The sequence below is a fragment of the Roseivivax halotolerans genome (assembly GCF_900115815.1).
GTDB lineage: Bacteria > Pseudomonadota > Alphaproteobacteria > Rhodobacterales > Rhodobacteraceae > Roseivivax > Roseivivax halotolerans.
The window spans coordinates 415,906-428,387 of the sequence record NZ_FOXV01000001.1 but is presented as its reverse complement, the minus strand read 5'-3'; the positions used below and the strand labels follow the sequence as shown (position 1 = coordinate 428,387).

Genomic DNA, 12,482 nt, shown 5'->3' with positions numbered 1-12,482 from the left:
TTGCTTCGCGAACCTATCCATGCCCTGCTTTTAGGAAAAGACGAAAGCCGTCATTCGGGGCCGATAGCGCTATCTCGGTTGAGGGGCCACGTCGCGTCCGATAAGCCCGTCCGGACGGCAAGGAGGCAGGATCATGGCACGGCAGAAATACACCCGCGAAGAGGCGCTTGCCTTCCACCTGGAGCCGACACCCGGAAAATGGGAAGTGCAGGCCACCGTGCCGATGACGACACAGCGCGATCTGTCGCTCGCCTACTCGCCCGGCGTGGCCGTTCCTTGTGAGGAGATCGCCCAGAACCCGGAGCTTGCCTACGATTACACGAACAAGGGCAACCTTGTCGCCGTGATCTCGAACGGCACCGCGGTTCTCGGTCTTGGCAATCTCGGTGCACTCGGCTCGAAGCCGGTGATGGAAGGCAAGTCAGTGCTCTTCAAGCGTTTCGCGGACGTTAACTCGATCGACATCGAACTCGATACCGAAGATCCGGACGCGTTCTGCAACGCCGTCAAGCTGATGGGTCCGACATTCGGCGGGATCAATCTCGAGGATATCAAGGCGCCCGAATGCTTCATCATCGAGCAGCGCCTCAAGGAAGAGATGGACATCCCCGTCTTCCATGACGACCAGCACGGCACCGCCGTGATCTGCGCGGCGGGTCTCATCAATGCGCTGCACATCTCCGGCAAGAAGATCGAAGATGTGAAGATCGTGCTGAACGGGGCAGGGGCCGCCGGGATCGCCTGTATCGAGCTTCTCAAGAGCATGGGTGCGCGCCACGAGAACTGCATCGTCTGCGACACCAAAGGCGTGATCTACCAGGGCCGAACCGAGGGCATGAACCAGTGGAAATCGGCTCATGCGATCGCGACGGAGCTGCGCAGTCTCGAAGACGCGATGAAGGGCGCGGATGTTTTCCTCGGCGTGTCGGTGAAGGGGGCCGTGACGCCCGAGATGGTCGAAAGCATGGGCGACAACCCGGTCATCTTCGCGATGGCCAATCCCGATCCGGAGATTACGCCGGAAGAGGCGCATGAGGTCCGCGTCGACGCCATCGTTGCGACAGGCCGCAGCGACTATCCCAACCAGGTCAACAACGTCCTCGGCTTTCCCTATCTCTTCCGCGGCGCACTCGACATCAATGCGCGGGCGATCAACGACGAGATGAAGATCGCCTGTGCGGAAGCGCTTGCCGCGCTCGCTCGGGAGGACGTGCCCGACGAGGTCGCGATGGCCTATGGAAAGAACCTCACGTTCGGTCGTGACTACATCATCCCGACGCCGTTCGATCCGCGTCTGATTTACCGCATTCCGCCCGCCGTGGCGAAAGCGGGGATGGATACCGGCGCAGCGCGGCGGCCGATCGTCGACATGGATGCTTACGAGATCTCGCTGAAGACGCGGCTTGATCCCACCGCGTCGATCCTCCGGGGCATCTCGGCACGCGCGCGGGCGGCACAGGCGCGCATGATATTTGCAGAAGGTGACGACCCCCGCGTACTGCGCGCGGCGGTCACCTATCAGCGTTCGGGCTTCGGCACAGCGCTCGTGGTCGGGCGTGAGGCCGATGTGAAAGCCAAGCTCGAAGCTGCGGGCCTGGGCGATGCGGTGCGGGAGATCGAGGTCGTCAATGCAGCCAACACGTCGCATCTCGAGACCTACAAGGATTTCCTGTACCAGCGGAACCAGCGCAGCGGCATGGACCGCCAGGACGTTCACCGGCTTGCTGCTCGCGACCGGCACGTCTTCGCCGCGCTGATGCTGGCGCATGGTCATGGCGATGGCCTCGTCACCGGGGCCACGCGCAAATCGGCGCATGTGATGGAGCGGATCAACACTGTCTTCAACGCACAGGCGAAGGACGGCGCGGCAGGGATCACCGCGCTCATCCACAAGGGCCGGATCGTTCTGATCGGCGACACGCTCGTTCATGAATGGCCGAGCGAGGAGGATCTTGCCGATATCGCTGAGCGCGCGGCTGGAATCGCCCGGCATCTCGGGCTCGAACCCCGCGTCGCCTTCGTCTCGTTCTCGACTTTCGGCTACCCGGTGTCCGAGCGTGCCGAGAAGATGCACGTTGCACCGCGTGTTCTTGACCGGCGCAACGTGGATTTCGAGTATGAAGGTGAAATGACGGTGGATGTGGCGCTGAACCCCAAGACCCAGACCAATTATCCGTTTCAACGCCTGACGGGCCCTGCAAATATCCTCGTTGTCCCGGCACGCCATTCCGCGTCGATCTCCACCAAGCTCATGCAGGAAATGGCTGGCGCGACGGTCATCGGTCCGATCTTGGCAGGTGTCGACAAGTCGATCCAGATCTGTTCGTCCGCCTCGACGGCGAACGACATTCTGAACATGGCTGTGCTTGCGGCCTGCAAGGTCGGCTAGGCTATCGGATAATCGGAGGAGGCCGGTATGGCGATCTGGAATCTCGGCTCCATCAATGCCGATCTCGTCTATCGCGTGCCTCATCTGCCCGCACCCGGAGAGACGCTCGCCTCTTTGGAAATGTCGCGCGGTCTTGGTGGCAAAGGCGCCAACATGTCGGTCGCAATTGCACGGGCAGGGGCCCAGGTGCGCCACCTCGGGGCGGTCGGTCCCGATGGCGGCTGGATGATCGAGCGGCTTCTCGAATACGGAGTCGACACGCGGCTTATCGAGAGGCGCAGCGAGCCTTCGGGTCACGCGATCATTGCCGTAGACGACGCCGGTGAGAACCAGATCATTCTCTATCCCGGCGCGAACCGCGCGATTTCGGAACTTGCGTTGGCCGAGCAACTCTCTGCTGCGCGTTCGTCGGACATCTTCCTGTTCCAGAACGAAACCAATGCCCAGATCACCGGCGCGACGCTGGCTTCGCAGCGGGGCTTGCAAGTGGCTTACGCCGCCGCGCCGTTCGATCCGGAGGCGGTGAAAGCCGCGTTGCCGCTTCTTGATCTCCTGATCCTCAACGACGTCGAGGCGGCGCAGCTCGCCGAGGCGACAGGGCTCGAGCCTCGAGCGCTGCCGATCCGTGATGTGGTGGTCACGAGGGGCGTAAAAGGCGCGACATGGTACGAGACGGATAGCGGAAGCGCGACGGACATCGCGGCAATCCCGTCGAACGCCGTCGATACAACCGGTGCTGGTGACACGTTCACCGGATTTCTGCTGGCTGGTCTCGACCGAGGTAAGCCGATGCGGCAGGCGCTCGACCTAGCCGCCAAGGCGGCTGCGATCATGGTCACGCGCGTGGGGACTGCCGATGCGATCCCCGATCTGAAAGACATCGAGGACCGCTTCGGGCCGGGCCATTAACCACCGACGAAGGGCGCATCCGCACCCCAGACTTCGCGCACGCGTTCATCTCTGCGGCAGCCGTCCCGATAGCGCTCATAAGCGTCGGAACGGTCGATATATCCGAACCGTGTGAGCGTTCTTTCGGAGCTCTTGTAGTAGTCCTGGTGATAGTCTTCCGCCTCGTAGAACGTGCTCGCATCGAGGATCGGCACGACCACCTCACGGCCGAGCTCCTGTTCGGCGCGGCGCTTTGCGGCTTCGGCATCGGCGCGTTCCTCTGCGTCATCCACAAAGATCGCCGGGCGATAGGATTCGCCGCGATCACAGAACTGCCCGCCATCATCGAACGGGTCGATGGAGCGGAAGAAAAGATCGTAAAGCTGCGGGCGGCTGACCTGATCGGCGTCATACATGATTTCTGCCGCTTCATAATGGCCGGTTCCGCCTGCAACGACCTGCTTATAGGTCGGGTTCTCTACGTTACCGCCGGTATATCCCGAAACCACTTCGGACACGCCCTGGACCTTCTCGAAATCGGCTTCAACGCACCAGAAACATCCTCCTGCCACCGTGATCTCGGCGGCCTGCACGGCAGGCGCCGCAAGGCAGGCTGCAAGCACGAGAGAGAGCGGTTTCGCTTTATGGATCATGTCATCCTCCTGTTCTTTACTCCAACATGGAACGATGATCCGTCCCTTCAAAATCCTGAATGGCGCAGTCACCGAGATATGATGCCGCGGCATTGGTCATCCGATGGGCCATGTCGGGCTTCCCAAGCGGGATTGCGCCGCTTAGGGAGGATACAGACGAATTTGAGAGGCTCTCATGACTCGTATTCTGGTTACCGGCAGCGCCGGCTTCATCGGGTTCCACCTTTGCCGCCTGTTGCTGAAAGAGGGTCACACGGTACGCGGCTTCGACGGGATGACGGATTATTACGACGTGCGTTTGAAGGAGCGGCGCCACGCGCATCTGCACCAGATGCCCGGTTTTTCCGCGACCGAGGGAATGCTCGAGGATCAGGAGGCGTTCGACAGGACGGCTGACGATTTCGAGCCCGAGGTCATCGTCCATCTCGCCGCTCAGGCGGGCGTGCGTTACTCGCTCGAAAATCCGAAAGCCTATCTCAGCTCCAATGTCATGGGGACGTTCTCGGTGATGGAGGCGGCGCGGCGACACAAGGTGCAGCACCTCCTCATGGCCTCAACCTCGTCGGTTTATGGCGCGAACGAAGAAATGCCCTTCGCCGAAACCGACAAGGCCGATACCCAGCTTACGATCTACGCCGCGACGAAGAAGGCGAACGAGAGCATGGGCCATGCTTGGGCGCATATTCACCGCATTCCGACGACCATGTTCCGGTTCTTCACTGTCTATGGGCCTTGGGGGCGGCCGGATCTTGCGCTTTACAAGTTCGTGGACGCAATCCTCGATGGGCGACCGATCGACGTCTACAATCACGGCGAGATGTATCGCGACTTCACATATATCGACGACCTGGTGCGGGGCATCCGTCTTCTGATGGATGCGATCCCGGGTGGAGAGTACAGCCGCGTGGAAGGCGATACGCTCAGCCCGGCCGCGCCGTTCCGGGTTGTGAATATCGGTAATTCCGACAAGGTGAAGCTCATGGATTTCATCGCCGGTATCGAGGACTCCCTCGGAACACAGGCCGAAATGAACATGATGGAGATGCAAACTGGCGATGTTCCCGCCACATGGGCGGATGCGACGCTCTTGCAGAACCTTACCGGCTACCGACCCCAGACCGATTTCCGCGACGGAATTGCCCGCTTCGTGGAGTGGTATCGCGATTATTCTGGGAAGTAAGCGATCCGAAACTGGTGCCGGTGATAGGACTCGAACCTACGACCCCATCATTACGAATGACGTGCTCTACCAGCTGAGCTACACCGGCCCAATTTCCGTGCGCGGGCATTAGCACCGCCTCCCGAGGATGGGAAGGGGTCAGGATGCCTTTTCGCGCGGCTCCTCGGTATTTTCTTCGGGAGCCTGTTCCGCGTCTTCCGGGGTCTCAGATACACCCGATGACTCTTCTGTTTCGGGCGTCGCGGGCGCTGTCTCCGTTTCCACATCGTCCGCGGGATCGACTACCGCGATATCCGCTTCGGGCAGCGCTGAGGGACCGACCAGAAGTGGCAGCATCTCGGCACCGGCGGGCAGGGTAACATCTGTGCGCGGCGGGGTTTTCCAGCTCAGCGTATCGAAGGCGCCGCAATTGTTGCAGATCGCCGACCACTCGGTCTGGATGTTGTTACAGCTCTCGCATACCCATTGCGGACCACGCGGCGCGGTCAGCGCCTTGGCAAGCCAGCCGCGCACAATTGCATCGTCCGATCCTTCACCACGCTCGATCGCGGCCATGATCGTCAGAACGCGCGCATCGGGCGAGGTTTCCCACAGATCACCGAGCGACCGGCGCGCACCGGGGAAGTCCTCGGCGGCAAGGTGCAGTTCCGCGAGCAGCAGCTTCGTTTCACGGTGATCAGAGTTGAGCGACGTCAGCGTCCGGAATCGGCGCAGACGCTCTGTCGGGCTTTCGGCTGGCTCGATCTCCGCAAATGCTGCGGCAAGATCGGGGTGAGGCTGCGCGAGCCAGGTCTTCTTGAGAAGGCGGGTCGCGTTCTTTTTGCGACCGTCCGCGATGAAGCCGCGCGCGGCCATCGCGGCCGCCGGCACGAGGTCGGGTGAGGACTTGTTCGCGTTGATCGCCGCCTCGCGCGCTTCGATGTCCTTGCCGTCGTCGAGGATGTCCTTGGCCTCGGAGAGTGCCAGAACCGCGTCGCGCCGTTTGTGGAGGTCGCGCGGAATATTCCCGTGCTTGAGTTTGGCCGCCAGCGTCTTGCGGGCCCCTGACCAATCGTTTTCCTGCGCCTGCAAACGCAGCAGCGTGTCCTGGACCTCCTCGTGCTTTGGTTTGATCGCGAAGGCGCGTTCTGCAAGTTTGAGCGCGGTTTCCGTATCTCCCTGCGCGAGACGCTGCTTCATGATCCCGCGTACGCCCACGAAGCGGGTCTTTTCATTCTGGAGAAGGCGCTTATAGACTTCCTCTGCTTTCTTGCGGTCGCCCATCTGTTCTGCGGCCTGAGCCTGCAGAAGATCGGTCAGCTCCGGCTTGTGCAGATAGCGCTCGGCCTTCTGGGCCTTGGCCATCGCAACCCGGCCTTCACCGGAGGCTAGCGCGGTCAGACCGTCGCCCAGCGCCTGGTAGCCTTTGCGCTCGCGGTTGCGATCGAAATAGCGCGAGATCGCCGTCTCGTCGCCGTTGATGAATCGCAGAAGTGCCACGAGAAAAGAGGCGATTTTCAGCACGACCCAAACAGCGACGAACAGCAGAACAGCGGCAATCACCGATTGCAGCGCACCAAAGGTAAATTCCATGCCGGCAACCGTGACACGGACGCCGCCTTCGGCTTCCATCAGGTAGCTTGCGCCAAGGGTCAGCGCCGCGACGATGGCGACGAAGAAGACGATCTTGATGAGTGACCAGAGCATGAAGCGACCCTTATTGCGAATTCAGTTGCGCGGCGAGGTCTTCCGTCGCCGCAAGTGCCTCGATCCGCGCATTGGCGCGCGTCACCCAGCCCGACATGGCGTCGGCCGCGGGTTCGGGAAGAGAGGAAAGCTCGCTTAGTGCGGCGTCGAGCGCGCCACTCTGCAATTCAGCCTCGGCGCGTGACAGGATCGCATCGGCGCTCGATCCATCACGCGGCGTGACCGAACGGGCACCAAGTTGTTCGGCCAGGAAACCGGACAAGCGATTGCCGGAGGATTCGCCGCTTCCGCTGGCGCGAGCGGCGGCAAGTGCATCCCGCGCTGCATCCGGGAAGCTGTCTTGCAGCGCGCCGAGGCTTGCAACCCCGTCCTCCGCCTGGCTCGTCAATGCCTCTGGCACCTCGACCAGCTCTGAATCTAGCAGGGGCACGAGCGCTTCGGCGAAGGGCCGGCCCGCGTCGACCTCTGCGGTCAGATTCGACAGCGCCGCGTTGACGTCGGCGCGGCTCGCCTGGGCTGCCGCCGCGCGCTCGGCCTCGACGGCTTGTTGCGCGAGTTCCTCGACCTCCTGCCGCATGCGGGCCAGCTCGGCCTCGAAGGCCGAGACGGCTTCAGGTGCAGCCGACTGGACGGGCGCAGCTTCGACGGCGCTGACGCGATCGGCGAGTTCTGAGACCGTTTTTCCCAGATCGGCGGTCCGCGTGGTCAGATCGGCAATCGCCGTTTCGATCGAACTAAGGTCGATATCGGCGAGTCCTGTTTCTATCCCGTCGATCCGCCCGCCAAGCGCGTCTAGCCCGGCCTGCTGGCTTTGAAGATTGGAGCTTTGTTCTTCAAGCGCGGACCGCGTTTCGTTTGCGAACTCGTCGTTGCTGCCGAACAGATCGCCACCGACATACTGAGACAGAAGAAAACCTGCGATCGCAGCCAGGATACCTCCGAGGAATGTCGGAACGAAGCCGGCTTTCCGTTCGATCACCTTTTCATGCACGACGGGTGCCGCGGCGCCCGCCACCGGCGGTTCCGTGAGGTCGGGCGCGCCATCGGCGATTGCGGACCCATCGTCATTGCTGTCGGTTCGATCGGCTGCCTGGCTGTCATCCCCGGTATCTGATCCGTCGAGCGTAGGTTCGGGATCGCTGACTGTCAGGGCAGGCGCTTCGGCGATTTCGTCGTCGGCGGTTGGGCTCGGCTCGCTGTCGTTGAGCGTGCCGCTGACGCTATCCTCGACCGTATCGTCGAGCTTGTCCGGTTCTGTCGCCCTGATTGTATCGCTGTCGTCTGTCGCCGCGATCGTATCGGTTTGGTCCGTTGCCTGAAGGCTGTCATCGGCTGGACTGACGGTCTGGGGCTGGTCGGACGCGGAGCCGGTCGCTTCGTCGTCTTTTTCCGGCTGGCCCTTGGGCTTTCTGGATTTCGCCAACTGTCCCTACCTTTCGAATCTTTCACTGCACTGTGCGCGTACATGTCAAGCCGACCTTACTTACCTCCCCCTCGGCTCTCAAGCTCTTGCGCCCGAGACAAAAGTTCGGCGACCGCGCGACGCATTGCTGGCACGCTTGGTTCGTCGGAAACCATCAGAGCCTTCGTGTCGAGCTTCCGCAACGGATCGGCGACGGCATCGCTCATTGCAGCGAGGTAAAGCGGACAGGTCATGGGACCAGACGCAGCGAACAATTCAGCCGTCCGCGGTGAAAAGAGCGGGGCGACCACGGGCTGACTCCCCGACAGGGCCTTCTGCGCCTCTGTGCTCATATCTTTCGCGACCTGATCGTAAAGCACGGCTTCATCTGTCTCTATTCCAGCCAAAGTCAGGCGACGTGCGACATCCCCGCGACCGTGCCGGCCGCGCAGATGCAGCAACGGACCTTCGGTCTGGAGTGCCAGGATCTCCGCGATCAGACGTTCTGCATCACCATCGCCGGTCACGGGGTGAAACCCTGCCTGCCGCGCGGCCTGGGCTGTTGCAGTGCCGACCGCGAAACAAACGGACCGATGCGGACCGCCCGCGCGACGATAGGCTTCGACCCCATGTGCAGAGGTGAAGATCAGGCCGCGATATGCCTGCATCTTGGGCAGACGTCCGGCATAGACGATCTCGATCAAGGGGCTGATAATGCTGGTCCCGGCACGAATCCGCGCGTCGGACAACGCCTTGAGAAGCCCGCGCGAAGCGCGGTCAGGGCGGGTCAGTAGCAGGATAGGATCGGGCATGTGCATCGCCGATATTGTCGCTCGGCCTTGTTTGGTGCTACCCCGCCAAGCGCAGTTTCGCAATGGAGACGTCATGGCCCGTCCGCCGCTCATCCTCGGGCTCGAAAGCAGTTGCGACGATACCGCCGCCGCACTCGTGCGCGGGCGCGAGGTCTTGTCGAACGTGGTGATGGGCCAGGCAGAGCTGCACGCGACGTTCGGCGGCGTCGTTCCGGAAATCGCGGCGCGCGCCCATGCGGAGAAGCTCGATCTGGCCGTTCAGGCAGCCTTGAGGGAGGCACAGGTGAAACTGGCGGATATCGATGCCGTCGCGGTCACCGCTGGCCCCGGTCTAATCGGCGGAGTGCTTTCGGGCGTGATGTGCGCGAAAGGCATTGCCGCCGGGGCGCGAAAACCGCTGATCGGTGTGAACCATCTTGCGGGCCATGCCCTGACAGCCCGGCTCACCGACGGTCTGCCGTATCCTTACCTGATGCTGCTGATCTCCGGGGGACATTGCCAATACCTTATCGCGCGCGGCCCCGGAGAGTTCCGCCGTCTCGGCGGCACGATCGACGATGCGCCGGGCGAAGCCTTTGACAAGACGGCGCGTCTTCTCGGCTTGCCCCAGCCGGGTGGCCCGTCGGTCGAGGCAGCGGCACGATCCGGCGATCCGTCGCGCTTTTCCTTTCCGAGGCCCCTTTTGGACCGTCCTGGCTGCGATCTCAGCTTTTCGGGGTTGAAGACGGCGCTCTTGCGAGAGCGCGACAAGCTCGTAGACCGGCAGGGCGGGCTGACCGAGACTGATCGCGCCGATCTATGCGCGGGATTCCAGGCCGCGATCCGCGACGTTCTGACTGAAAAGACGCGGCGAGCGCTTGCGCTCTACGCTGAGGAGGAACCGGAACTGCCCGCATTCGCGATTGCCGGCGGCGTGGCTGCAAACACCGCGATCCGTACAGAGCTGGAGACACTTTGTGCATCCAAGGATATCCGTTTTACCGCGCCGCCCCTGTCGCTCTGTACCGACAATGCTGCCATGATCGCTTATGCCGGAGGCGAACTTTTCGCCCAGGGCGCATGCGATGACATGGGCCTTGCCGCGCGTCCTCGCTGGCCGCTCGACAGTACGGCGGCGCCGCTCGTTGGCGGGGGCAGGAAAGGCGCGAAAGCGTAACACAACAAGGAGACAGACATGCTCATCGCCCTGATCGCCCGCGACAAGCCCGGCGCGCTCGAGATCCGCAAAGCGAACCGTGAGGCGCATCTGGCCTATATCGAGGATACGGGCGTTGTCGCTCAAGCGGGCCCGCTTATCGTCGACGGTGAGATGGCCGGGTCGCTTGTCATTCTGGACGTGGACGATCTTCAGGCTGCCGAGCGCTGGGCGGAGCAGGATCCCTATGCCAAGGCGGGGCTCTTCGGCTCGGTCGAACTCATAGAGTGGAAGAAGGTGATCGGGTGATGCGCTATTGGCTCTTCAAATCCGAACCCTCGACATGGTCCTGGGACGATCAGGTCGCGAAAGGTGATCCCGGCGAGGAGTGGGACGGCGTTCGAAATTATCAGGCGCGCAATTTCATGCGCGAGATGGCGGTCGGTGATCGGGGCTTCTTCTATCATTCGCAGAAAGAAAAAGCGGTTGTCGGAATCGTCGAGGTCATCGCCGAGGCTCACCATGATTCCACGACCGACGATGCGCGATGGGAATGCGTGGACATCAAGGCGGTCGCACCTCTGCCGAGAGCGATAACCCTGGACACAATCAAGGCCGAAGAGGGTCTGTCGGATATGGTGCTGTTGAAGAATTCCCGCCTGTCGGTTCAGCCGGTCCGCGCAGAGGAGTTCGAGCGTATTTGCGAGATGGCTGGCTATTCCGAGTAATCGCCGGATCCGACGCAGACCATCGGATCCGGCCTCACCCTCGGCGCTCCCACACGCTTACGGAAGATCGGACGGACCGTTCTGGTCATTTCGAGCCGAAGAGATAGCAGAACTGGGCCTTTGCGACAAAAGCCAAATACTTCAAAAGCTATGGACCTAGTGTGACCCGCGACCAGAAATGATCGCGGGCGACCGTAGGGTTTCGGACGATCAGGCGTACTTGGCCTCTTTTCCGAAATGCTTGGTCAGCATGTAGTAAACGACCGCGCGGTACTTGTTCCGCTCCGAGCGGCCATAGGTCTCGATTACCGAGTTTATCGCGGGCATCAGGTCACCGTCATCAGGCAACCCAAGTTTCTTCATCAAGAAGTTTCGCTTGATGGTCTCCAGCTCTTCAGGATCCGACCCGGCCACCGTCGAGGCATCGTCGTTGTAGATCGCCGGTCCGCAGCCGATCGTGACCTTCCTGAGAAGATCCATGTCAGGCTGCATGCCGCACTTGTTCCTGAGGTCATCGGCGTATTTGGCGATCAACTCGTCGCGTTTACCCATTTTTCTGTCCCAACTTGTTCCCGTTCGGGACGTCTAGGAGCGCCCCGCGAAAAGGGTATGCGGGCCCGTAAACAATTCTCAAGAAAAAACGCCCCGTGGCGAACCACGGGGCGCAATCTGGAAGACTGATCCAAGAACTTAGTTGTTCTGAGTGTCTTCACCTTCGGTTTCTGAGTCCATCTCGGTGTCCATGCCACCGGTTTCGGTCTCGGACGAAGCGCCGTCTTCCATTTCCGTTCCGTCAGCAGAGCCCCCGCTCATGCTGTCCGAACCGGTGCTGCCGGAATCCGCAGCATCGCCAGCTTGCGACGCACCGGTGTCAGCGCCCATGTTGCTCTCTTCGCCGGTCATGTCGCTTTCCATGACCTCGGACAGCAGCATGTCATCGGGCAGGCCCTCGACACCGCTTTCATCGAATTCAGGGCGCTCCTTCAGTTCGTCTGCCGTTGCGGCGAGCGTGAGCACCTGCTCTTCGGCGTTGAATTCGAAAGTGTCGAGCGGCAGCGCGACCGTGTATTCGCCAAGGCCGAGGAAGCCGCCGATGCCGATCACGGCCTCGATGCCATCCGTACCTTCGATGAGATAGTCGATTTCACCAATGCCATCGCCCTCGGTGCTTTGTACCGGCAGACCGATCACTTCGCCGACGGTCATCTCTTCCAGCGTCTGCGGCTGCATATCCTCTTCAGCCGTCATCTCGCTGTCGGCAGTGCCGTCAGACATTTCGGTATCGCCAGAAGTCGCTGCATCGCCGCTTTCCGACATGCCGCTTTCGGACGAGCCGCTCTCCATCGAGCCGGAATCTTCCATCTGTTCGGTTTGCGCGCCGTCCTCGGTTTGCGAGGTGTCGTCCTGTGCGTAGGCTGCGCCACCGGCGAACAATGCGGCGGTTGCCGCGCTCATCATGAGATGCTTCAGGGTCATTGCTTTCGTGCCTCCTTGGTCACGGTTGCTATGCCCAAAGAACCACGCTGCCCCGTCCCGGGTTTCGGGCGGGGCAGCGTGTGACTCGCAAGATTGCGCGGCGCGCCGCCTATGAGGAGGCAGGTTCCCGCTT

The 12,482-nt window shown here is 61.8% G+C and carries 12 protein-coding genes and 1 tRNA gene; 6 read left to right on the top strand and 7 right to left on the bottom strand.

Features of this window, described 5'->3' with window-relative positions; translation table 11 throughout:
• Positions 1-133: 133 nt before the first annotated feature.
• Together BM171_RS02125 and BM171_RS02120 are read left to right on the top strand one after the other, a co-directional pair.
• A complete protein-coding gene (locus BM171_RS02125) occupies positions 134-2,389 on the top strand; it encodes an NADP-dependent malic enzyme (RefSeq protein ID WP_093009127.1) in 2,256 nt (751 codons plus the stop codon).
• A gap of 27 nt (positions 2,390-2,416) precedes the next feature.
• Positions 2,417-3,298, top strand: coding sequence for a ribokinase (locus BM171_RS02120; protein ID WP_093009126.1), 882 nt, complete (start codon positions 2,417-2,419; stop codon positions 3,296-3,298).
• On the opposite strand, the gene msrA is transcribed toward BM171_RS02120, so the two are convergent.
• A complete protein-coding gene (msrA, locus tag BM171_RS02115; protein ID WP_093009125.1) occupies positions 3,295-3,930 on the bottom strand; it encodes a peptide-methionine (S)-S-oxide reductase MsrA in 636 nt (211 codons plus the stop codon). The two genes, BM171_RS02120 and msrA, sit on opposite strands and share 4 nt — an antisense overlap.
• 175 nt (positions 3,931-4,105) lie before the next feature.
• On the opposite strand from msrA, the gene BM171_RS02110 reads away from it, so the two are divergent.
• Positions 4,106-5,110 carry an NAD-dependent epimerase/dehydratase family protein gene (locus BM171_RS02110; protein WP_093009124.1) on the top strand — a complete coding sequence of 335 codons (1,005 nt, stop codon included), beginning with the start codon at positions 4,106-4,108 and terminating at the stop codon, positions 5,108-5,110.
• Positions 5,111-5,122: 12 nt separating this feature from the next.
• On the opposite strand, the gene BM171_RS02105 is transcribed toward BM171_RS02110, so the two are convergent.
• The 4 genes from BM171_RS02105 to BM171_RS02090 form a co-directional block, all read right to left on the bottom strand.
• A tRNA-Thr gene (locus BM171_RS02105) sits at positions 5,123-5,198 on the bottom strand.
• Between the two features lie 50 nt (positions 5,199-5,248).
• Positions 5,249-6,796: a heme biosynthesis protein HemY gene (locus tag BM171_RS02100; RefSeq protein ID WP_093009123.1), complete on the bottom strand. Its 1,548-nt coding sequence runs from the start codon at positions 6,794-6,796 to the stop codon at positions 5,249-5,251.
• Positions 6,797-6,806: 10 nt separating this feature from the next.
• Positions 6,807-8,219, bottom strand: a complete 1,413-nt coding sequence (locus BM171_RS02095; RefSeq protein ID WP_093009122.1) for a COG4223 family protein — start codon at positions 8,217-8,219, stop codon at positions 6,807-6,809.
• Between the two features lie 56 nt (positions 8,220-8,275).
• Positions 8,276-9,010 carry a uroporphyrinogen-III synthase gene (locus BM171_RS02090; protein ID WP_175497471.1) on the bottom strand — a complete coding sequence of 245 codons (735 nt, stop codon included), beginning with the start codon at positions 9,008-9,010 and terminating at the stop codon, positions 8,276-8,278.
• Between the two features lie 73 nt (positions 9,011-9,083).
• Here BM171_RS02090 and tsaD point away from each other — a divergent pair, with 73 nt between their 5' ends.
• From tsaD to BM171_RS02075, 3 genes are read left to right on the top strand one after another with little or no spacing between them, the layout of a single operon-like run.
• Complete coding sequence (gene tsaD / locus BM171_RS02085) at positions 9,084-10,166, top strand: tRNA (adenosine(37)-N6)-threonylcarbamoyltransferase complex transferase subunit TsaD (RefSeq protein WP_093009121.1); 1,083 nt, start codon at positions 9,084-9,086, stop codon at positions 10,164-10,166.
• 18 nt (positions 10,167-10,184) lie between these two features.
• Entirely contained in the window at positions 10,185-10,454 is a 270-nt protein-coding gene (locus BM171_RS02080; protein WP_093009120.1) for a YciI family protein, read from the top strand.
• Positions 10,454-10,873, top strand: coding sequence for an EVE domain-containing protein (locus BM171_RS02075; RefSeq protein ID WP_093009119.1), 420 nt, complete (start codon positions 10,454-10,456; stop codon positions 10,871-10,873). The genes BM171_RS02080 and BM171_RS02075 overlap by 1 nt, the downstream gene beginning before the upstream one ends.
• 210 nt (positions 10,874-11,083) lie before the next feature.
• Here BM171_RS02075 and BM171_RS02070 read toward each other — a convergent pair whose 3' ends face one another.
• Both BM171_RS02070 and BM171_RS02065 read right to left on the bottom strand, forming a co-directional pair.
• Positions 11,084-11,425 (bottom strand): DUF2853 family protein, encoded by a 342-nt coding sequence (locus BM171_RS02070; protein ID WP_093009118.1) that lies wholly within the window; start codon positions 11,423-11,425, stop codon positions 11,084-11,086.
• A 138-nt stretch (positions 11,426-11,563) separates the two neighbouring features.
• Positions 11,564-12,349: a PRC-barrel domain-containing protein gene (locus BM171_RS02065; protein ID WP_093009117.1), complete on the bottom strand. Its 786-nt coding sequence runs from the start codon at positions 12,347-12,349 to the stop codon at positions 11,564-11,566.
• Positions 12,350-12,482 lie beyond the last annotated feature (133 nt).